The organism is Motiliproteus sp. MSK22-1 (assembly GCF_001968815.1).
In the GTDB taxonomy this organism is placed as follows: Bacteria; Pseudomonadota; Gammaproteobacteria; order Pseudomonadales; family Balneatricaceae; genus Motiliproteus.
On sequence record NZ_MIEQ01000027.1, the window covers coordinates 517,075 to 538,542 of the forward strand.

The window sequence follows — 21,468 nt, forward strand, 5'->3', positions numbered from 1 at the left end:
TCCCTGAGCTATAGTGTCGCTGAAAATATTGGCCGAGGCATACAAGGGTGGTTGTGAAGGCTGCAACATTAATAATGGCAACAATGCTTGCGGTAGTTGAGCAAGACGGGGCAATAGTGTGAATAGAAGGGAAGGCTTATGGATTTTAATCTGACCGAAGATCAGGTGGCGTTTGCCGATGCTGCCCGTGCATTCTCCGAGCAGGAGTTGGCACCTCATGCTGCTGAATGGGACGCTCAGCATATATTCCCAAAAGATGTAATTAAGAAGGCCGGAGAGTTGGGCTTTTGTGGTATATACACTCCCGAGTCTGCCGGCGGTATGGGGCTGTCACGACTGGATGCCAGTGTTATTTTTGAGCAACTGTCCATGGGGTGTACCTCAACGACTGCATTTATCACCATCCATAATATGGCGACCTGGATGATCGGTGAGTTCGGTCATCCCGGTACTATCGAGCAATGGTGTCCATCGTTGGTTACCGGTGAACAGCTGGCATCCTATTGTTTGACTGAGCCAAATGCAGGTTCTGATGCTGCATCGCTTAAGACAACCGCAAAGCGGGATGGTGATGATTATCTGCTCACTGGCAGCAAAATTTTTATCTCTGGTGCAGGTGATACCGATGTCCTGGTAGTCATGGCCCGCACAGGAGTTGATGGTGCCAAAGGGATCTCTGCATTTGCTGTTGATGCCAGAGCTGATGGTATTAGTTACGGCCGAAAAGAAGAGAAAATGGGCTGGAACAGCCAGCCTACCCGGATGATCACCTTTGATAGTGTTCGGGTTCCCGCTTCTGCCCTGCTGGGCGGCGAAGGGGATGGCTTCAAAATAGCCATGAAAGGACTCGATGGTGGTCGGATTAATATAGCGACCTGCTCTATTGGTACCGCTCAACAGGCCCTGAACAGCGCTGCTGCTTATATGCAGGAACGCAAACAATTTGGCAAGCAACTGGCGCAATTTCAAGGCTTGCAGTTCAAGCTGGCGGATATGGCTACAGAGCTGGTTGCTGCCCGTCAGATGGTGCGTCTGGCTGCTTTTAAACTGGATAATCAGGATGTTGATAAAACAGCTTATTGTGCTATGGCGAAACGTTTCGCTACGGACGTTGGTTATCAGGTTTGTGATGCGGCTCTGCAAATCTATGGCGGGAACGGTTATATCAAAGAATATCCCATGGAGCGACACCTTCGTGATACCCGGGTACATCAGATCCTGGAAGGAACCAATGAGATTATGCGGGTGATTATTGCTCGTCGTCTCTTGAGCGACGGCGCCAGTGAGCTGTTGTAATTATTTTCAGCCCTATTACGCCAAGATAAACAGAATCAGGCTACCAATACAGGAGAGCAGCCAATGATAGTGCAATCAACAAGTGAAAAACTGCTGGTAGAGAAGCAAGGCCATGTGGCGGTTGTAACGATGAACAACCCTCCCGCCAATACCTGGACGGAAGAGAGTTTGAAAGCACTGAAGAAACTGGTGCTGGAACTTAATGAAGACAAGGATATTTATAGTCTGGTTTTGACTGGTCAAGGAGAAAAATTCTTCTCTGCAGGGGCTGATCTGAATCTGTTTGCTGAAGGAAATATGGGCGTTGCGCGTAATATGTCCCGTTACTTTGGCGAGGCTTTTGAAACGTTAAGCGAGTTTCGCGGAGTTTCTATTGCTGCCATCAATGGTTTCGCCATGGGAGGGGGGCTGGAAGTCGCACTTGCCTGTGATATCCGCATTGTGGAGGAGCAATCACAAATGGCTCTCCCGGAGGCCAAAGTTGGCCTGTTACCCTGTGCCGGAGGTACACAGAATCTTTCCTGGTTAGTTGGTGAAGGCTGGGCTAAGCGGATGATTCTTGTCGGTGAACGGGTAAATGCTGCCAAGGCCTTGGAAATAGGCCTGGTTGAGGAAGTTGTAGAGAAGGGCGAAGCGCTGACTAAAGCCGTAGAAATGGCGCAGAAAGTTGCAGAACAAAGCCCTACCTCGGTGGCTGCCTGTAAAAAATTGATTCAGATGGGTCGCAGTGGACCTATAGCGGCAGCATTGTCACCGGAGCGGGAATTGTTTGCTGATCTGTTCCACAGCGAGGACCAAAAAGAAGGCGTTCAGGCATTTTTACAAAAGCGTAAACCTGAATGGAAGAACTGCTAGATTTGCTTTGCAGTGACAGCTTCTCGGAGCACCGTTTGGGGGCTCCATCTTTTCTTTTCGTGGTCTGATATAGACAAGAACAAAAAGTGCAGGAACAACAATGAGCCCGATTTTATTCTCTGAGCATAGTGCTAACAACGGTAAGAAGATCGTTCAGGTAACGCTCAATTCTGAAAAGAGCCTTAATGCCCTGACCCTTGAGATGATTGAAATCCTGTTACCCAAAATGCAGGAGTGGGAGGCTGATGACTCCGTTGCCTGTGTTTTACTTGATGGCGCAGGAGATAAAGCCTTCTGTGCAGGTGGTGATATTCGCAACCTCTACATGGGGATGACCGGGGAAGGCGAGGAAGGTTTCTGTGAAACTTTTTTCACCAAGGAATATCAGCTGGATTATGCCATTCATAAATTCAGCAAACCTTTTGTCTGCTGGGGTAATGGTATCGTAATGGGTGGAGGTCTGGGCTTGATGTCTGGTGCCAACTACCGTGTTGTTACGGAATCTTCTCGTATTGCCATGCCTGAAGTTAGTATTGGTCTGTATCCTGATGTAGGAGGAACCTGGTTTCTTAACCGAATGCCAGGTCGACTGGGTCTGTTTTTAGGATTAACGGCCAGTGCCATGAATGCAGCGGACGCTCGCTATGTCGGCCTGGGTGACCGCTTCGTTATTCATGAGAAGAAAAAACTGTTTATTGAGATGCTGTGCGGTACTGACTGGGCAACAGCTGATGAGAGATCTCTTGAAGTGCTCCATCACGGTGTTAACACCGCTCTGCGCCAACTGGAACAAGATTCTATGGAAGCACTGCCGGAATCTAATGTTCTTAAGCATTTTGAACAGATCAACTCGTTGATGGATCACTATGAGCTTAGTGACATTGTTAACGCGATCCTGACGCTTGAAACAGATGACCGCTGGCTACAAAAGGCTCAGGGGGCTGTTAAAGGGGGCAGTCCCGTTTCGATGGTAACTATCTTCCAACAACTTCAGAGAGGACGTCACCTGTCTCTGAAAGAAGTGTTTATTTCGGAGTTGGACCTGTCAGTCAACTGCACAAAAGCGGGGGAAATGGCAGAAGGGGTTCGGGCATTGCTGATTGATAAAGATGGTAAACCGGATTGGCGTTTTAAGTCTCTGGAACAAGTCGATTATAAGTGGATTGAGAGTTTGTTTATCAGCCCCTGGCAGAACCAGAAGCACCCACTGACTGATATGTAAAGACTCGTTTCAGGCTGGTCTTGTTACGGGTTTCAGAGCAATGAAATCTGGCTACAGCCAGCTCACAATTGGATTGATTAACCGTAGGGGTCATGCAAGTGCTTTTGCTGATCTGAATATCGGTCGATCGAAAGTTAAACGGAACAGAATAACAAGGTGAACACCATGGCAAAAATAGCATTTGTTGGTTTAGGCAATATGGGTGGTCCTATGGCTGCCAATCTGGTTAAAGCTGGTCATGAGGTTTCAGTTTTTGATCTATCAGCGCCCGCCGTTGAGCATGCCGTGGAAGCAGGAGCGCATTCGGCAGAATCAGCTTCATCTGCTGTTGATGGAGCACATTTTTTGATCACCATGCTGCCAGCCGGTATCCATGTGAAAAGCGTGCTGGTAACCAAGGATGCACTGCTGGATAAAGTCGCTAAGGATTGTCTGGTGATTGACAGCAGCACCATTGACTCTGAAACGGCTAAGGAAATGGCTAAAGCTGCGCAAGAGCGGGGGATACAGTTTATCGATGCTCCTGTTTCCGGCGGTGTTGGTGGTGCTGTTGCCGGAACACTGGCCTTCATGGTGGGCGGCACTGATGAGGCGTTCAACAAGGCTAAACCTATTCTCGATTGCATGGGGAAAAATATCTTCCATGCGGGTGGCAGTGGGGCTGGGCAGGTTGCCAAGGCTTGCAATAACATGATGCTGGCGGTATTGATGGCCGGTACCTCAGAAGCGCTTAATATGGGGATAAACAACGGACTTGATCCCAAAGTTTTATCGGAAATAATGTCGAAAAGTTCAGGAAACAACTGGGCGCTTCAGGTTTACAACCCAGTACCGGGGGTTATGGATGGCGTACCGGCCTCCAATGACTACGAGGGTGGTTTTATGGTTGACCTGATGTGCAAAGACCTGGGACTGGCCATGGATAACAGTCAGGCCAGCCGTTCTCCGGTTCCTATGGGGTCCGCAGCCCGTGGACTGTTTAATTTGCATCAGGCGAAGGGGAATGGTGGTCTGGATTTCTCTAGTATCTTCCGGCTATACAATTCCAAGAGTGACTCCCAGGGCTAAAGATCCATCTTTGAGTCGCTGGGTACGCTGAGTAGTTATTGAGCTTATCCGCGAGCAGCTGGGATAAAGTCCAGATATTAAGACCAGAGTCAGTATAGAACATCTGGTCTTGATCCGATTGAGTTGCCTGACATACGGAAGTCTGATGCACCTCAGTCAGCAAACTCTACTGACAATATTTTGTCATAAAGGGTTGCTGATTCATTGTCGTTTAACTTAATACTTACAGTGGTTTCTAACTCCCGGTCTTTGCTGGATGACTGTTTCCAGCTGTTACAATTCGTAACTTTACGTAAACGATAACCAGTCATATGCTGATTAAAAATTATAGACAGAGTTGAGTGTTCGGATTTCGAATGATTGCATTAAAGAAATTCTACTGAACTTGATAATTGACAGGAAAAGACAAGTCGATTTTCAGACTTGATGCCTTAATCAAACCGGCAGGATCAAAGCAAACGATTATGCATGTGCTTGCCCGTTCATATCAGAATAACAACAAGGGGAAAGAATCATGGGATATCAGCAGGAATATCAGCAATCTCTTCAGGATAAAGAGGGGTTTTGGAAAACTCAGTCGAATGAGTTGGCCTGGTATAAAAAGCCGACTCAGATCTTAACCGATGCTGATCACGGAACTCACCGCTGGTTTGCTGATGGAGAACTGAATACCTGCTTCCTGGCCCTTGATCATCAGGTTGAAAGTGGCCGGGGTGAGCAGGTTGCTCTCTACTATGATTCTCCCGCCACGAACAGTAAAAAAGCGATTACTTATAACCAACTGCTGGAAGATGTTCAGCATTTTGCAGGGGTACTCAAGGCACAGGGAATCGAAAAGGGTGACCGGGTGGTGATCTATATGCCGATGGTTCCTGAAGCCGCTGTTGCCATGTTGGCCTGCGCTCGTCTTGGCGCTGTTCATTCTGTTGTGTTCGGTGGATTTGCGCCTAATGAACTGGCGATTCGCATTAATGACGCTGAACCTAAACTGGTGATCACCGCGTCCTGTGGTATCGAATTCGATAAAGTTATTGAATATAAGCCCTTAGTGGACCAGGCGTTTGATTTAGCCACCCATAAACCCTCAGGCTGTATCGTATTGCAGCGTCCGATGGCCAAGGCGGAGTTGCAAGCCGGACGCGATATTGACTGGTTCGAGGCTCACGAGGGGGTTGAGCCTGCTGACTGTGTGCCAGTCCTGTCCACTGATCCTCTTTATATTCTTTATACTTCTGGTACGACCGGAATGCCCAAGGGTATTGTCAGGGATAATGGTAGCCATGCAGTGGCATTACTGTATGCGTTACGCAATGTCTATGGCATGAAAGCGGGCGATGTCTGGTGGGGGGCCTCTGATATAGGCTGGGTTGTGGGTCATTCCTTTATTGTCTATGGACCGCTAATGGGAGGTTGTAGTGCGGTTTTCTATGAAGGAAAACCTGTCAGAAGTCCTGATGCCGGTGCTTTCTGGCGTGTTATCTCTGAATATGGTGTTAACTCCATGTTCGCAGCGCCGACAGCGTTTCGGGCGATTCGTAAAGAAGATTCCGAGGGGGCTCTCAGTAAGGGTTACAACCTGTCGAGTTTGCGCTGGTTATTTGTTGCAGGCGAAAAACTGGATTCATCAACCTACAGTTGGTTATCGGAATTACTTGAAGTACCCATTATTGATCATTGGTGGCAAACAGAGACAGGCTGGCCAATGACTGCTTCGTTAATGGGGGTTGAACCGGTAGAAACTCGTTTGGGCTCTACCTGCGTACCCGTTCCGGGGTTTGATATTCAAGTAGTGGATGGCGATGGAAATGAGCTGAAAGATGGTGAGCACGGAAATATTGTGGCGCGCCTGCCAATGCCGCCGGGGGTTGCTCAAACCATATGGAATAATCCCGAGCGTTTCCAGCAATCCTATCTGACGGCTTTTCCCGGCTATTATCATACCGGTGATGGCGGATTTAAGGACCAGGATGGCTATGTTTACATCACCGGCCGCACAGATGATGTAATTAACGTATCAGGCCACCGCCTTAGCACAGGCGAGATGGAAGAGGTTATTGCCAAGAATGTTAATGTCGCTGAATGTGCGGTGATCGCTGTTGCAGATCAACTGAAAGGGCATATCCCGGTGGGTTTGGTTGTATTAAAAGAAGGGGCGAATATCGAAGAAGCTGCCTTAGAGAAGGACCTGGTTAACCTGGTCAGATCTGAAGTAGGGGCGGTTGCCTGTTTCCGCAATGCCATCGTTGTTCAGCGATTACCTAAGACCCGTTCAGGAAAGATACTCAGAGGAATTCTACGTAAGATTGCCGACAAAGAAGAATACAACATGCCATCAACGATTGATGATGTGTCGATTCTGTCGGAGATTACAGAAACTATCTCTAACGCGGGGGTTGGTAGATAGGGGGCGGTTCTTATCGTTCATTACTATCAAAAAGCTAAGGAACCTATGAATAAGTCCATTGTGTTCTCTCTTATTCACAGGTTCTCTAAGATCTGGTTACTGAGATTACACTATGGAAATAAACAATAGAGTATTTGCCATCACTGGCGGTGGTCAGGGGCTGGGGCGTGCCATGGCTCTGGATTTGGCGGCAACTGGTGCTCAATTGGCCTTGATAGACCTTGATGAAAACAAGCTGTCTGAGAGTGTCGACCTGTGTCAGCAGGCGGGTGGCAAAGCCCGAAGTTACCTTTGTGATATTACGGATGAACCATCTGTGGAGGCTGTCTTTCAGCAAATCAAGCGTGACTTTGGTGAGCTTAACGGCTTGATCAATAATGCCGGGCTGATGCGTGATGGTATGTTGATCAAAGTAAAGGATGGTGAACTTGTCTCTAAGATGTCGCATCAGCAATGGCAATCGGTGGTTGATGTTAATCTTACTGGAGCCTTTCTCTGTGGTCGGGAGGCTGCGGCCATTATGGCCACTCAGCCTCAGACGAAAGAGCAGGGTGGGGTGATTATTAATATTTCCAGTGTTTCCCGGGCAGGAAACATGGGCCAGACTAATTATTCCTCTACAAAAGCTGGAGTGGCTACTATGGTTGTCAGCTGGGCCGGTGAGTTAGCCCGCTATGGAATAAGGGTCGGAGGAATTGCGCCTGGAGTCATTGCCACGGATATGACCGCGCAGATGAAGCCTGAAGCGATTGATCGGATGTTGCAAGTGGTGCCTTTAAAGCGACTGGGTACCCAGCAAGAACTGGCTCATAGTGCTCGTTATATTATAGAGAATGACTTTTTTACCGGGCGGATAATAGAAATGGATGGAGGTCTCCGTATCTGACTGTTTTTTGACTCGTACAGAGTTTTCCGACTGGAGTGGCGGGTCGCTGGTGATCGAGTCCCGCCTATTGGGTTCTATTAATAGTCCCGTCATTTTATAGTACTGTCATTTTGCTACCCTCATTGCCTTAGCATCTTTTTTCCTACCCGTTTTGCAATTACCGTCCGTGTTTAATGTCTTCGTAGCGATGTTCTCAGCTATTAGGTTGAGCCCTTCTGCAATTTCTCCTGGCAAACCGACCGTTCAAGAGCCCACAGAGAGCACTATCGATTTAATTTTATCGGTTCCCTAACGCACAGGTGGGTTTGACGCGATTAAGACAGAATCGATATTTTTCAATAATGAAAAATATGAGAATATTGATAATATACGAACTGCTTTGGCAGACCGCTTGGAAAGGACTCGTCATTCCGCTACGCTGTCTTTCGTGCATTTAGCCATTCTAGAACTCGCTGAGAACATAATGGACTTATTCGAAGGTTCCCTAAATGACCACTAAAAAAGTATTGAGCAGTGCAGAGACGGCTAAAATGCTGAATGTCTCTCTACGAACCGTTCAATTGTGGGTTGAAAAAGGAGTGTTGGCCGCCTGGAAAACTCCAGGGGGGCACCGACGAATTTCCCTTGAGTCAATTCAAAAACTCAAGCATCAGCAAGACGTTCAGGTTGGATTTGTTAAGCCTTCTGTTAAATTGCTTATAGTTGAAGATCAGGCACATCAGAGAAAGTTTTATCGTAAATGTTTTGAGCGTTGGAATCTGCCTGTAGAAGTTTATATGGCGAAGGACGGCTATCACGGATTGATTAAACTGGGAGAGATGAAACCTGATCTGTTGATTACCGATTTGATGATGCCCTCCATGGATGGCTCTGAGATGATAAAAGCCATTCGCAGCAAGGGAGATCTGGATGAAAATCGAATTATCGTCGTAACCGCTATGGATAGCGATTCAGCAGAGGTGAAGAGATTACGTGATAGTAATATTACGGTACTACAGAAGCCTGTTTCTTTTGATGATTTGAAGCAGCTGCTTGAAAACCGGGTTTCCATGCTGGCAACTGCCGCCAAACTATGGTGATGACCATTGTTTATGGGCCCTTGTTTACAGTCAGACGCTGACTTTGATCTACCCGGGCTGACTTTCCTTTCTTTATGTTAACGGGGTTTTTGAACTCATTTTTTTCGCATTTTGCAACCACTGGGCATAATGCAAAGACTCTTTCCTGTATTTCTTCTTACTTCCAACGGCCTGACGCCCTAAGCGCTTTGATCGGGTAGATCTTTATCGAATTGGCCCAATAGCTGCTTAGTAAAGTGTTGAACAGTTTGGACTGAGTTTCTCTGAATCTGGTAAGAGAGGGGTATCAGATTGTTTGAGAGTTTAGTTACTGTAATTTCTAATTGTCACAATCAACCCAGAGCCATGGGGCAGGGTAAAACCAGCTTGTCTGAAAACGATGCTGGCTTACTGAGGAATGTTGTCAATAATTTTCTCATGAGGTAATGCAGTATGAATAGCGATAACCTGATGGTGCAGGCTCAACAAGAGAAAACCCTGGTCAATCAGCAGGCCGGTGTATGGGGGGATATCCATTCTCATCAATGTGAAGTGGAACAACCGCTCGGCCTTAGCGAGCAGACTGTTATAAAAAATCTCACTCCTGGCAGGAAAAAAGAACCTCTAGAAGAGTCTGTCTCAGGCGCTTTTTCTAATCAAAAAGAGCTTGTACTTCAGGTTTTAAACCAACATGTAAGTGTTAGCGTTACAGATGCGACCGGAAAAATTATCTACGCCAATGACAAATTTTGTCAGAGTTGTGGTTATCAGCTTGATGATTTGCTGGGGAATACCCATCGCCTAATAAAATCAGATGTACATCCAGCAGATTTTTATCAGGATTTATGGCGCACAATCAGAGCAGGGAAAGTATGGACGGGGGAGGTTTGTGACCGCAGTAAAAAGGGCGACCTATATTGGACGGCTTTAACCGTCGTTCCTTTTCTCAGGGAGGAGGGTTGTCCATACCAATACGTTTTTATTCGAACAGACATTTCAAACACCAAGCAGCTGCAATTGGAGTCTACCCGTTCCAGTCAGATGAAGTCAGAATTTATGTCCAATATGAGTCATGAATTACGTACTCCGATGAGTGCAATTTTTGGTTTCGCCCAGGTACTGGAACATGATAATCAATTGAATGAGGATCAGTTGGATACTGTTGGAGAAATTTGCAACGCAGCAAAGCATCTGAAGAATCTGATTAATGATGTGCTGCATCTATCGAAGATTGAATCCGGGTACGTCGAGTTGTCAGTTGGAGCCATAAAGCTTGCTGAAGTTGTATCAGAATGTTGTGACCTGGTAGCCCTGTCGGCTAATCAGGCTGGTGTTTCCATTCAATTGGGTGATCTGGACGGTTGCTGGGTACAAGCGGATCGGACCCGACTAAAGCAAATACTTCTTAATCTGCTTACTAATGCTGTTAAATACAATAACCAAGGGGGAGTCGTGACTTTGTTCGCCGATGCGGTGAATCAGCAGATGTTGCGAGTTACCGTCGGGGACAACGGACCCGGTATATCACCAGAGAAACAGCGGCAGTTGTTTCAGCCTTTTAACAGGCTCGGCGCCGAGCAAAGCGAAATAGAAGGAACCGGAATAGGCTTATCTATTGCCCAGCGTTTGGTGACGATGATGAGCGGACACATTGGTGTTTATAGTTTTGAAGGGATTGGAAGTTGTTTTTGGGTAGAACTGCCCCGAGTGGCAGACAATCGTAACAGCGCTGCTATGGCGCCTGGATCAGCTGGGAAAGATGATTATACTGTTGAGTCGATACACCGCTATTAATCGTTCCGGCTTAAAGACTGAGTCTTGTGCCAGAGACTCTCTTCAGCACATCTGTGTCCGAATTCCCACCGACTCGAAAATTTGTTGCTAGACTAACTTAGGGGCAAGATTTTGGTGCTTCTTTGCAGCCTGCTTATAGAGTTCTTCTAAGGTAAAAGAACGTCTCTTGAGTAGTGCAGAACAGCCTGTTTGCTGGCTCAGCACCTTTACACCAGCCTGCCTTATTATTATCAATCTGCCTGAGGAGTATGCTGTACTCCAGAGGACAAAGGAATGAAAAAATTCACAGAGGCTTATAAAAAGGCGCGGAGTGTTCTCCAAACCGAAGAGTATGAGAAGGAATGGCACAAGTTTTTAACGATAACGTCTGGCGCAAAAGCGCTTATAGGAGATACGGGCTTCGAAAAGACCCACGCCGCATCTTCAGATAGCGTAAGAGAAAAGATAAAAAAGGACTCAAATGGCGCTTTTGTATCGTTTTTTATTGGCGGCGACTGTGGGGATGTTATTTATAATGCGGCGGAAAATGCCAAAGCTAAAGCGACTCACAATGACCGGGCGGCTACTCTGAAATTCCTTCGTCATGTCTATCATGAACAAAATCGCGGCGGTCAGCAGGTGTGGGTGTATTCTCCGCCAAAAGCCTACTCTTCCTGGGTTTATGATGAACTTAAGGGCACCGAAAGCCAGGTTAAAAGTAAGCTGAGAAAAAATAAGGAAGTGTTCTCAGCTAAAGAGCGGACGCATATGTGCAATGCGCTGGCGCTGGCAAGAAAAATTGCTGAAGATACCAAGGTAAAACTGGGCAAGAAGGATGAGGCAACCAAAAAACTGGTTAAGCGTTGGTTTTTTGATGAAGACACCGGCGATGACAAAATGGATGCTACGATCACTAAGTTGACCGATGGCTTTAAGAAGATCGCTCAGGATTGCAATTCAGACAAACTGGTATTCACGGATTACCCTGACTGGCGTTCTTCACGGAAAGACTATTTTGGTGCGGCTTTTCGGAATGGTGAAGGTGGCGGATTCCCCATTATTTATCTTGAAGGGGCATTCACCAGATTAACTGGCAATAGCGGTAAACTCTGGTTATGTGCATTGACCATCATTCATGAATTGTCTCATTTTAGTGTGGGTACTCAGGATCATCGCTATGATCATGCGGGATTAAAACCAAGCAAGACTACATTCAAGTATGCAAAAACCATGGAAAATGCCGATAGCTGGGGATATTTTGCAACGGACTTAGCGGGTTATTTGTCGAAAGCGGATTATCAAAAGACATGGAAATAGGAGGCCTTTAAAGGGAGGGCTAAGAAGATGCTTCAAGCAAAAAGGGTGGCGCCACCAGAAATTGCACCCGTCACCGTCGGTAAGCTCAGAATTGAAGCCGTCCACTGGGGTAAAGATAGGGGCCTCGAACAGAACGGGGGGTATATCGCCGCCTTTGATCCTGCTAGTGGTAATGAACTGTGGATTCTTCAAATATATAAAACGGAGTATGATCCTGAAATGGAAGAAGATGTCCAAGACGTTTTTATTGCAAAAATGTCAAAAGGATTTCTCAGTAAGAAACTGAAGATTGTTGATGAAAAGGGCCGTAAGTACCTAGTGGATACAGATGAGGTTTCAGTTACCTCCCTGTAACTTTGAGTCGATGGATAGGTTGGAGCTGCAATCAAATCGATAACGGTTACCGGTTTGTTTTACAGGGGTGGTCTTGCTGATAGTTAAGGTAAAAATACCGACGAGGCAGTAAGGGAATGTTAAAAAAAATGCAACAACACCGGCTATCACGATTAGTGCCGGTGCTGTTATTTTGTATAGTCAGTTTGCTACAGTTTTCGACTTCAACCGGATTGATGAATCAAGCGTATGCGGAACCCTCAGGTCTGACAGCAAAGCGTGTGGCTCCACCCTCGGTTGATCCCGTCACTATAAAAGGGGTGCGTTTTGAAGTTATTCATTGGGGGAAAGAGCGTGGCTTTTCCCAAAATGGTGGTTATATTGCAGCTATTGACCCGGATAGTGGTCAAGAACTCTGGACCCTGAAAGTTTACGATATTAACTATGACACTGAGATGGAGTCGGATGTGCAGGACGTGTTTATCGAGTGTATGTCTAAAACGTTTTTTAGTGGCAAACTGAAGATTACTGATGAAAAAGGGCGTAGCTATATCGTTGATCCGGAAACTCGGATCGTGCAGCTGGATGATTAACTCTGATCAGTTTAGCAGGCAGTAAAAAGAGGCTGTTTTGGGGGGCTGTATTTTTTGGGGAGGGGGCTTATAAAAGCCCCCTTCAGTTATTGGTCCGCACATGCTCTTGAACAACAATTCTCAGTCGCTAAGCCTTAACCTGTGTTTCTCATGCCTGTGGCAATACCGGTCATGGTAACCATCAACGCAAGCTCAACAACCGGGTTAGGGCAGTTGCGGTCTCGGTATAGCAACTCAGCCTGGAGATAATGTAAAGGATCGATATAGGGGTTTCTGACATCGATAGATTGACGGATTGTTTCATTTTCCATCAATAACTGGGGAGTCCTTTTCAGTCGAGTGATTAACTTTTGTGCCTTTATCAGCTGTTCCCTGAGGTGGTCCCCAAGCTCTTTGTTTTCTGGGCTGACCAAACGGTTCTGGTAATATTCAGCAATATCCGGTTCTGCTTTAGCCAATACCATTTCCAGCATATCCACATAAGATCTGAAAAACGGCCATTCTGCTAGCATTTCCTCAAGTAATTTGCGGTTTCCTGAATTCAGCGCTTGTTCTAAGGCTATGTCACTCCCTAACCATGCGGGTAACATCAGTCGTATTTGGGTCCAGGCAAATATCCATGGTATTGCCCGAAGGCTTTCAACCCCACCGTCTTTGCGTCGTTTTGCTGGGCGGCTTCCCAGGGGGAGCTTTGCCAGCTCCTGCTCAGGTGTTATTTCACGAAAATAGGGAACGAAGTTGGGCTCTTCCCAGATCACCTTTCGGTAATGCAGGTGTGCCTCTTGAGCCAGTGTATCCATCAGTTTTCGCCAGGGCTCTGCTGGAGTTCTGGGTGGTACCAGACTGGCTTCGAGTACGGAGCTGGCATATAGCTCAAGATTGCGTACGGCAATATCAGGCATACCAAACTTAAAACGAATCATTTCTCCCTGTTCTGTTACTCTGAGACTGCCATCAACAGAGCCGGGAGGCTGAGACAGGATTGCAGTATGGCTGGGACCACCGCCACGACCAACAGTGCCACCTCTGCCGTGGAACAGTGTTAAGGTTATGTCATGTTTTTGGCATACATTGGTTAATGCTTCCTGAGCCCGGTACTGACCCCAGGTGGCTGCCAGTGCACCGGCATCTTTTGACGAGTCAGAGTAGCCGATCATCACTTCCTGATGGCCTCCGGTATAGTTTCGATACCAATCGATGTTTAACAGTGCATCGATACAGTCTGCTGCTCCATCAAGGTCAGACAGGGTTTCAAACAACGGCACTATTCGAATAGGGAAGCCGATGCCGGTTTCCTTTAACAGCAAAGCAACGGCCAAAACATCAGAGGGTTGCCCTGCCATTGATATCACATAGCTTCCGAGGGCTGCCTGTTCCTGATTAGCAATGACTTTGCAGGTGTTGAGAACTTCCTGCACATCGGCGCTGGGTTGCCAGCCCGTTGGAAATAGCGGGCGTTTATTACTTAACTCCTGCAGCAGGTAACTCTGCCTGTCTGCTTCATTCCAGTCCAGATAGCTGCCTAGTCCGTAAAAGTTTGTCAGTTCATCAAAGACTTGGGCATGGCGGTCGGCATTCTGACGGATATCCAGACGTACTAAGGTCAACCCGAAGCAAGATAGTCGGCGCAGGGTATTCCGCAGACAGCCATCAGCAATTTCATCCATGCCACAGGCGCGCAGTGAGCGGTCGCAGATCATTAGTGCGTCACGCAAGTCATCATCATGAATATAGGCACTTTCAGGAATTGACCACATCGGTTCAGAGCCGTTCTTCATATCTTGGCGATTATTATCCAGACATTCTTTTGCCCAGGAGCGAGTATCCTGAAGCCGCGTGCGCACTTGTCGAAGCAGCTCTCGGTAGGGTTCCTTGCATCCCCCCACCTGTCCACGCAGCTCATCGCTGGCACGTTCCATGGATAGCTCGTGTCGTAACTGCCCAATATCTTTAAGAAACAGATCCGCAGCCATCCAGCGCGCAAGCATCAGTACCTCACGGGTCGCAGCAGCAGTTACATTGGGGTTGCCATCTCTGTCGCCCCCCATCCAGGATGCAAAACGAATGGGTGCCGCTTCAGGTGGTAATCGGCAGCCTGATACTCTTTCCAGTTCACGATCAAAGTTTCGCAGAAAGCGAGGTACAGCTTTCCATAGAGAGTTTTCTATAACTGCAAACCCCCACTTGGCTTCATCGATAGGTGTCGGGCGCTGTTCCCGGATTTCCTGAGTGTACCAGGCTTCACTGACCAGTTGCTGTAGACGCTCTTTCAGGTTGACACCCGGTGTACTCAGGGGATGAACACGGTCCATTTCGGATAGGCACTGAGCCATGGTTTCATATTTTTGAATAAAGGTACGGCGATTGACCTCAGTTGGGTGTGCTGTCAGAACCAGTTCAATTTTCAGCTCTGCAGCTTTATCCGCAAGCGCTTGAGGAGATATGCCTTCGCGCAGGGTTTCCTCAAAGACTTGTTCAAGGGTATGAGGGTCGGGTTTGTTGACGACCATACTGCGACGACGTCTGACGCGATGATACTCTTCTGCTAAGTTGGCAAGATTTAAGAACTGACTGAAGGCTCGTGCCATCGGTACCAGTTCATCTTCTTGAAGGCCACGTAACGCATCCAGTAACTCCTGTTGGCTACCTTCACCACTGCGGGCTGCTTTAGATCGGTTGCGTATCAGCTCAACTTTTTCCAGGAACTCTGGTCCCTGATCTTTGCTGATCGTGTTGCCGAGAAGTTGGCCCAGCAGGCGAACATCGTCACGTAGGGGGGCTTGCAAGTCTTCCATGGTCGATTCCGGTTTTGGGACTGTGGCTGCGTAGCTGTCATATAAATGACAAGAACGCCTTTAGCAGTAGAGCATTAATAACCAATTTATCTGTGAAAGCGCAGTAAAATGCAAGTATGTTATTAAAAATCATGGCTATAGAAGCCGGACAATAAAAAAAATCTGTAAAAACTGAGTTGATTAGGCGATTTACAGTACACTGCTGCTCCATGGAATTATGGATCGTATTTACCCTCTTGGCTGTTCTAATGCAGTCACTTCGGACAGCAGCTCAAAAACAGCTATCAGGAGAAATGTCTGCGTTGGCGACGACGCTTGCACGTTATCTTTATGGCTTGCCTCTGGTTGTGGTCTATCTGATCGCTGTTGTGGCTTATTCTAAGTCCGGAATACCGGCACTTGAAAATCGCTTTCTGGTTTATGCCAGTGGTGCAGCAGTAGCACAGATTCTGGCAACCGTTTTTATGATTCAGTTGTTTCAACGCAAGAGCTTTGCCGTGGGAGCGACATTTGCCAAGACCGAGGCATTATATGCCGCTGTTGGCGGCGCTTTGTTTTTTTCACAACCGTTAACGGCTATTGGCTGGGCGGTGGTTGTTGTCGGTGTGCTGGGTGTCTGGTCGATGAGTCTGGGGCGCGGCAAACAGCCTGTGGAATGGAAGGCTATTATTCTTGGGCTGGGGTCTGGATTTGGTTTTGCAATTACATCCCTGTGGTTACGAGAAGCCAGCCTCTCCTTAGCGGTGGGGTATTTGCTCGGAGCCGCATTAACTCTGTGTTATATGGTGCTGTTACAAACAGTTATACTGACTGTCTATCTGCTGTTGAAGGCGCCTGGGACGATTCAAGGATTATGGCAACACCGCCGAATCGGCTGGTTTATCGGAGCGTCCAGTGCGTTGGGTTCAATTGGCTGGTTTACCGCGATGACTTTACAGAATGTTGCCTATGTTAAGGCGTTGGGGCAATTAGAGTTTCTACTGGTGGTTCTTATTACCCATCGTTTTTTCCGGGAAAAAATCCGAACACATGAATACCTGGGGATGGCGCTGATTGCCATTAGCGTCCTGGTACTGCTGCTGGCATAAAGTCCCTGGCAAAAATGATAGGTTTTCCTGAACGTTCTTCTGCTTCTTTATAGGCCAGCTCAATGTCTCTTACAATCACTTTGTTCAGTGGCCGCATCAGCATGTTCATCCCTTTAAGAACCTCGGATATCTTCATCTGATAAGGGGCACGGGTTCCTCTGTGCTCAATTGCTCCGCCGATGGGATTGAGCTTACCACCAAGTTTGCAAAAGTGGCCTGCCAGAGAAGGTTCGGTCAAAATGTACAGCGTATCTATACCCGCTCGCCGGGACATTTCTAACATGCCCATATACAAGCCTACGGGGATGTAGGGGAATCGAGGGCGGTGGATGGTTCCATAATCACTTTCGGAAATCTTAACGGCGCGATCTTTTTCATCAGGTCGCCGTCTGTATTTTCCGATCACGGCTAATCGGGATACTTCCGCTATCGCCCTTCGTTGTTGCAGCTCTGGGTCCGGAATGCCAGGGTCCAGAGTCTTTTCACAGGCTATCTGGAAGGGTAATGGGGCGCTGAGATCGCTGGGGTTGCCGTGTACCATTCGTATACAGCCAACAAATTCATTGGTTTGCACGCTTTGTAGCAGGCAGTGCATGGATTGATTATCGTATTCATCGGTTTCGAAGCCATCTTCACGAACGGCTTCCCATTTAAGATCTTCACAATAAACTGAATGGCGAACTCGATAGGCTTCGTTAACCAATTCTTCAGTCAGTGCCGGTACAACGCGGAAGAAACGTTGGAAATTCTTATGGAGTTTGGTGAACTCCAGCATCATGATTACTTTCTGACGCACTGACATTGTTAATACCCTCGGAGAGAGGCCCTACGGGGAGGAGTCTGAAAAAGCCTCAACAGCATGTGGTCTTGATTGTTTCCCAGAATACTCCAAAAAACGGTAGATCAATGAATTATAAATAATATTAGCAGCAAGGGCAGTAAAATAGGCTTATCGTGACAATAATTCTTTGCAGCCCTTGCTTCATGTCAACACAATTGAGCCTCTATCCGTCTAATTCACCCTTTTGAGAACATTTGTTTGCGTGGAATTTCTGTATCCCTCAAAGCCCCTGGGGAAATTTTGAAAAAGTCCAAGGGCTTTGACTTTAAGTGTAATCAGTGGATTTCTAATTCTCCAGCTGTTCCAATGCGATCTGTTTTGCCTGTCTGAAATCACTTTTACCGCTACCCAGCTTGGGGATTTCATCGACAGCTATCAGTGCAGCAGGTCGCATCAGGGGATTAAGTTCGGTCTGCTGAATATGGCTCTTTAACGCTTCCTCGCTAATGCCATTGTTAAACAAGAGAACGACTTTCTCACCCTTCTTGCTATCAGGTATTGTGGTAGCAAGTATCTCCACTTCTTCGTCAAGAGCTGAGCTGATGGCAGTTTCAATAGCGCCCAAGCTAATCATCTCCCCCCCTATTTTGGCAAATCTGGAGTATCGATCGACAATGGTCAGGAAGCCGTCGGCGTCCAGATGTCCTTTGTCGCCGCTGCTGTACCAGCGCTGGCCATCAAGTTGCAGTACCGCTTCATTGGTCTTGTCCAAATCGTTCAGGTAACCAAGCATGACCTGAGTTCCTCCGATTAGAATAAGCCCGTCTTCTCCACAAGGAAGGGGTTCAAAGGTCTGAGGGTCAACAATACGAAAACTGCTTCCCGGAAGTGGGAGTCCAACAGTTCCTGATTTACTGCCTTTTTGAACACGCCAGTCAGTGCTGTCTATCCGATCGGGAATATTGACGCTGGCTACCGGTGTTGTTTCGGTGGTTCCGTAGCCTTCATAAATAGTTTTGTTGAATTTTAACTGGAATGCATCTCTAACCTCTGAGTTCAGTTTTTCAGCACCAGCAACTACGATCCGCAGGCTATCGAGCATTAACGGATGAATCTTATTGTTGCGATTAAACAATCTTAAAAACGTTGAAGTGCCGCAAAAAATAGTCGCTTTGTGTTTAGCAATGCCCTTTGCGATGTTCAATACATCGGTTGGGTCTGGATGACAGATTGCCGGGATGCCTTCAATCAGTGGCATTAATCCTGTAACGGTCAGACCAAACGCATGGAACAGAGGCAGGGTTGCCATGACGCGATCATCCTGCTGAGTGTCAAGCACATCGGAGACCTGTTTGATATTGCCCATAATATTCTGATGACTGAGCATCACTCCTTTGGGTTCACCCTCACTGCCACTGGAAAACAAAATCGCTGCTGGTTGTTGAGGGGAGGTTCTGCTGACAAATAGCTGCCTTAACAGGGCGGCAGGTAGTATTCGCACAGCCAGTAATACAGCCGCTTTGCGAACCGGGCTGATTTGGGCTGCGAGATCTTCCAGGTAAATGACGTTTAAGGGGGCTATCAGCTCCGCTAGATCTAATCCACGTTGTTGCAGTTTTTTAAGGAATTTTTTGGATGTATAGAGAGTGCGAATTTCAGCTTTTTCAGTCGCAGATATCAGTGCTGGGATACTGGCCGTATAGTTCAGGTTAACCAGCGTTTTTCCGGCAAGTAATGCAGCCATATTGGCTATCACACCGGCACTGCTGGTCGGCAGTAACAATCCCACATTTTTTTCAACCAATGCACCTTTATTAGGGCTGATACGGCTGATTTCTTTTGAGAAAGCAATGGCTGCCGTCAGGGTTTTGTAACCATTGAGGGCAAGGCCTTCACGTACATCCGTTATACAGAGCTTGTGGCCGCTGCTTTTTACAGTGTTTATCCAGGCGGCAGGCAATGATTCTAGGTTTTGAGTATGTTGCTGCCAAGCGGTCATTGATAGATCGAAGACATGTCGCTTTAACTCCGAAGTCTGGGTATCCATCGGAATAGGAGAGCCAAATGCGACTATGATATCCCGACGTAATCCTTCGCTGCGTAATTCCTGCAAGTGTTCATTGGAACGGGAGAATCGGCTACCCCACAAGCCGCGGAGGTAGAAGGGGAGAATCACGCCATCAACCAGATTTCCATCCGCATCTTTAACGCAACGTTCATAGCCATGTTTGAATTCACCCAGTTGACCGTTTCGGCTGATGGCTCCTTCGGGAAACAGGCATACGACCTCGCCATCTTTGAGTAATTGATTAATCGTTTCCAAAGAGGATTTGCTATTTCCGCGAGCTATCGGGACGACGCCGAACAAATCCATTAACCATTTCAGGTACCAGCGGCTATAGATGTTGCGATCCATAACAAATCTGACCGGCCGTGGGCAGGCTATCTGAATCATTGCCCAATCCAGCCAGCTAATATGATTACCAAGCATAAGGACTGCACCCTGGCTTGGCAGATTTTTAAATCCCAAGACTTCTACTTTGTATCGTCCCGCAAAGATAAAGCTGACCACCAGTCGGACCAGAGACTGGGGTAAACGGCTGATGGTATAAATTGCACCGATAACTGCGGTAAGAGTCAGTAAGTGAAAGAGACCTGAACTGTTGACCCCAAAGTAAGCAAATACTAATGCAAGCCCTAGAAACGCCAGCATCACCAGGTTTTGAATCCAGTTATTTCCGGCTAAAACGGTGCCTAAATGCTTATCCGGCGCATGGAATTGAATTAATGCATTTAACGGGACAATAAACAGACCGCCACTGATACCCAATAAGATAAAACTGAAGGCAATCGCTGAAGTCGATTGCATCTGCGGTATAAGGAGCACTGAAAGTACCACTCCAATAGCTCCGAATGGGACTAACCCCGTTTCAATATGGTGTCTGGAGGCTTTACCGGCCCATATTGAGCCTAAAACAATACCTATGCCCGAGCAGGCAAGAAGCCCCTGAATAATAACGGTGTTCTCAATTCCCAGGTTCATCTTGGCGTGGGCAGGAAATGCTGCCAGAATCACCTGAGAAATTCCCCAAAAAACAGAAAGGCCGATGATTGATAACCAGATAGTCTGGTTTTTCCAGAGCTTTGTCAGATTACGCTTTAAATAGCGTCCGCTGAAATAACTGCTCCAGCTGAACGTTTCCGTAACTGAGTCTTTTGCAACATTCTGGGGTTCAAATACGCTAGATTGAGGTATTTGCGCTTGGTAGGCTTCTGATTGAGGAACGTGCATTTTCCGGGGTGCTAATGCATCGCCTTTCGGCAACTTCATCGCACTCATCAGTTCTAGCAGGGAAAGTAAAACCAGGCCCCATCCGATAGGGGCAATCTGAGTCAGTATCTGGGATACATCGCCTGGTTTTGCCGAGTCAAGAAAGCCTTCGAAAAGTACCGAGAAGGAAAAAACCCCGAGAAGAATAGCCACAATCGTAACAGCCTGGACTACCGAGTTGGCCCAGGCTAAGCGTTCAGTCCCTGCTAATTCTTTGATATACCCATACTTGGCTGGAGAATAAAATGCGCTTTGTACTGCCAGTAAAAAGGTCATTGCAAAGGCCACTTGAAACCAACCTAAGTAATAACTGCCAGTGATCATCAGTGTTAATCCAACGGCTATTGCAGCGCTGGCACGAATAACTTTCGGTTTCTGAAAACGATCAGAAAGAAAGCCAGCAGGACTAAAAAGAAAGATAAAAGGCAGCAGAATCAGTGCGTTGACCACTGCAGTTAACAGTATCTGAGTTTGCCCATCATAAACTTTAAATACCGTATTCTGAATGATGATTTTATGGCCAAGGTCTACAAAGGCATTTAAAAAAACCACCAGTATAAAGGGTAAAAAGCCTTTTAGTCGCAGCAGGTTAGTCATGTTTTCGCTCCGCTGGGTTAGAGAAGTAATTGATCCTAGGCAGAGGAAGTTGAGATAGCGACTTTATTAAA

Annotated in this window: 15 protein-coding genes; 12 read left to right on the plus strand and 3 right to left on the minus strand. The window is 47.1% G+C overall.

The window, feature by feature from the left end; translation table 11 throughout:
- Window positions 1–138 precede the first annotated feature (138 nt).
- From BGP75_RS08365 to BGP75_RS08415, 11 genes are all read left to right on the plus strand, one after another.
- Complete coding sequence (locus BGP75_RS08365; protein WP_076717523.1) at window positions 139–1,296, plus strand: acyl-CoA dehydrogenase family protein; 1,158 nt, start codon at window positions 139–141, stop codon at window positions 1,294–1,296.
- A 63-nt stretch (window positions 1,297–1,359) separates the two neighbouring features.
- Entirely contained in the window at window positions 1,360–2,151 is a 792-nt protein-coding gene (locus tag BGP75_RS08370) for an enoyl-CoA hydratase (RefSeq protein ID WP_076717525.1), read from the plus strand.
- A 100-nt stretch (window positions 2,152–2,251) separates the two neighbouring features.
- Window positions 2,252–3,373, plus strand: coding sequence for an enoyl-CoA hydratase/isomerase family protein (locus BGP75_RS08375; RefSeq protein WP_076717527.1), 1,122 nt, complete (start codon window positions 2,252–2,254; stop codon window positions 3,371–3,373).
- A gap of 165 nt (window positions 3,374–3,538) precedes the next feature.
- Entirely contained in the window at window positions 3,539–4,441 is a 903-nt protein-coding gene (gene mmsB / locus BGP75_RS08380) for a 3-hydroxyisobutyrate dehydrogenase (RefSeq protein ID WP_076717529.1), read from the plus strand.
- Window positions 4,442–4,955: 514 nt separating this feature from the next.
- Window positions 4,956–6,845: a propionyl-CoA synthetase gene (locus tag BGP75_RS08385; protein WP_076717531.1), complete on the plus strand. Its 1,890-nt coding sequence runs from the start codon at window positions 4,956–4,958 to the stop codon at window positions 6,843–6,845.
- A gap of 112 nt (window positions 6,846–6,957) precedes the next feature.
- Window positions 6,958–7,731: an SDR family oxidoreductase gene (locus BGP75_RS08390; protein ID WP_076717533.1), complete on the plus strand. Its 774-nt coding sequence runs from the start codon at window positions 6,958–6,960 to the stop codon at window positions 7,729–7,731.
- A gap of 488 nt (window positions 7,732–8,219) precedes the next feature.
- Entirely contained in the window at window positions 8,220–8,810 is a 591-nt protein-coding gene (locus BGP75_RS08395; RefSeq protein ID WP_076717535.1) for a response regulator, read from the plus strand.
- A gap of 432 nt (window positions 8,811–9,242) precedes the next feature.
- Window positions 9,243–10,583, plus strand: coding sequence for a PAS domain-containing sensor histidine kinase (locus BGP75_RS08400; RefSeq protein WP_076717537.1), 1,341 nt, complete (start codon window positions 9,243–9,245; stop codon window positions 10,581–10,583).
- Between the two features lie 273 nt (window positions 10,584–10,856).
- The gene (locus BGP75_RS08405; RefSeq protein ID WP_076717539.1) at window positions 10,857–11,879 is read left to right on the plus strand and encodes a M35 family metallo-endopeptidase; all 1,023 of its coding nucleotides are present in this window, start codon (window positions 10,857–10,859) and stop codon (window positions 11,877–11,879) included.
- A 27-nt stretch (window positions 11,880–11,906) separates the two neighbouring features.
- On the plus strand, window positions 11,907–12,233 hold the full coding sequence (locus BGP75_RS08410; protein ID WP_076717541.1) for a hypothetical protein: 327 nt from the start codon (window positions 11,907–11,909) through the stop codon (window positions 12,231–12,233).
- Between the two features lie 116 nt (window positions 12,234–12,349).
- A complete protein-coding gene (locus tag BGP75_RS08415) occupies window positions 12,350–12,805 on the plus strand; it encodes a hypothetical protein (protein ID WP_198939297.1) in 456 nt (151 codons plus the stop codon).
- A 134-nt stretch (window positions 12,806–12,939) separates the two neighbouring features.
- Here BGP75_RS08415 and ppc read toward each other — a convergent pair whose 3' ends face one another.
- Window positions 12,940–15,600 carry a phosphoenolpyruvate carboxylase gene (ppc, locus tag BGP75_RS08420; protein ID WP_076717543.1) on the minus strand — a complete coding sequence of 887 codons (2,661 nt, stop codon included), beginning with the start codon at window positions 15,598–15,600 and terminating at the stop codon, window positions 12,940–12,942.
- A gap of 248 nt (window positions 15,601–15,848) precedes the next feature.
- Here ppc and BGP75_RS08425 point away from each other — a divergent pair, with 248 nt between their 5' ends.
- Window positions 15,849–16,688 (plus strand): DMT family transporter, encoded by an 840-nt coding sequence (locus BGP75_RS08425; protein WP_233152876.1) that lies wholly within the window; start codon window positions 15,849–15,851, stop codon window positions 16,686–16,688.
- Here BGP75_RS08425 and BGP75_RS08430 read toward each other — a convergent pair.
- On the minus strand, window positions 16,660–17,490 hold the full coding sequence (locus tag BGP75_RS08430; protein ID WP_076717546.1) for a PEP-CTERM/exosortase system-associated acyltransferase: 831 nt from the start codon (window positions 17,488–17,490) through the stop codon (window positions 16,660–16,662). The two genes, BGP75_RS08425 and BGP75_RS08430, sit on opposite strands and share 29 nt — an antisense overlap.
- A 325-nt stretch (window positions 17,491–17,815) precedes the next feature.
- Window positions 17,816–21,397: an acyl-[ACP]--phospholipid O-acyltransferase gene (locus BGP75_RS08435; RefSeq protein ID WP_076717548.1), complete on the minus strand. Its 3,582-nt coding sequence runs from the start codon at window positions 21,395–21,397 to the stop codon at window positions 17,816–17,818.
- Between the last annotated feature and the right edge of the window lie 71 nt (window positions 21,398–21,468).

What these genes read in the sequence shown, in the direction of transcription:
- BGP75_RS08390 (WP_076717533.1), top strand. Translation starts at nt 6,958, where the DNA reads ATGGAAATAAACAATAGAGTATTTGCCATCACTGGCGGTGGTCAGGGG.
- BGP75_RS08435 (WP_076717548.1), bottom strand. Translation starts at nt 21,397, where the DNA reads ATGACTAACCTGCTGCGACTAAAAGGCTTTTTACCCTTTATACTGGTG.
- mmsB (WP_076717529.1), top strand. Translation starts at nt 3,539, where the DNA reads ATGGCAAAAATAGCATTTGTTGGTTTAGGCAATATGGGTGGTCCTATG.
- BGP75_RS08370 (WP_076717525.1), top strand. Translation starts at nt 1,360, where the DNA reads ATGATAGTGCAATCAACAAGTGAAAAACTGCTGGTAGAGAAGCAAGGC.
- BGP75_RS08415 (WP_198939297.1), top strand. Translation starts at nt 12,350, where the DNA reads ATGTTAAAAAAAATGCAACAACACCGGCTATCACGATTAGTGCCGGTG.
- BGP75_RS08395 (WP_076717535.1), top strand. Translation starts at nt 8,220, where the DNA reads ATGACCACTAAAAAAGTATTGAGCAGTGCAGAGACGGCTAAAATGCTG.
- BGP75_RS08375 (WP_076717527.1), top strand. Translation starts at nt 2,252, where the DNA reads ATGAGCCCGATTTTATTCTCTGAGCATAGTGCTAACAACGGTAAGAAG.
- BGP75_RS08410 (WP_076717541.1), top strand. Translation starts at nt 11,907, where the DNA reads ATGCTTCAAGCAAAAAGGGTGGCGCCACCAGAAATTGCACCCGTCACC.
- BGP75_RS08365 (WP_076717523.1), top strand. Translation starts at nt 139, where the DNA reads ATGGATTTTAATCTGACCGAAGATCAGGTGGCGTTTGCCGATGCTGCC.
- BGP75_RS08400 (WP_076717537.1), top strand. Translation starts at nt 9,243, where the DNA reads ATGAATAGCGATAACCTGATGGTGCAGGCTCAACAAGAGAAAACCCTG.
- ppc (WP_076717543.1), bottom strand. Translation starts at nt 15,600, where the DNA reads ATGGAAGACTTGCAAGCCCCCCTACGTGACGATGTTCGCCTGCTGGGC.
- BGP75_RS08405 (WP_076717539.1), top strand. Translation starts at nt 10,857, where the DNA reads ATGAAAAAATTCACAGAGGCTTATAAAAAGGCGCGGAGTGTTCTCCAA.
- BGP75_RS08385 (WP_076717531.1), top strand. Translation starts at nt 4,956, where the DNA reads ATGGGATATCAGCAGGAATATCAGCAATCTCTTCAGGATAAAGAGGGG.
- BGP75_RS08425 (WP_233152876.1), top strand. Translation starts at nt 15,849, where the DNA reads ATGCAGTCACTTCGGACAGCAGCTCAAAAACAGCTATCAGGAGAAATG.
- BGP75_RS08430 (WP_076717546.1), bottom strand. Translation starts at nt 17,490, where the DNA reads ATGTCAGTGCGTCAGAAAGTAATCATGATGCTGGAGTTCACCAAACTC.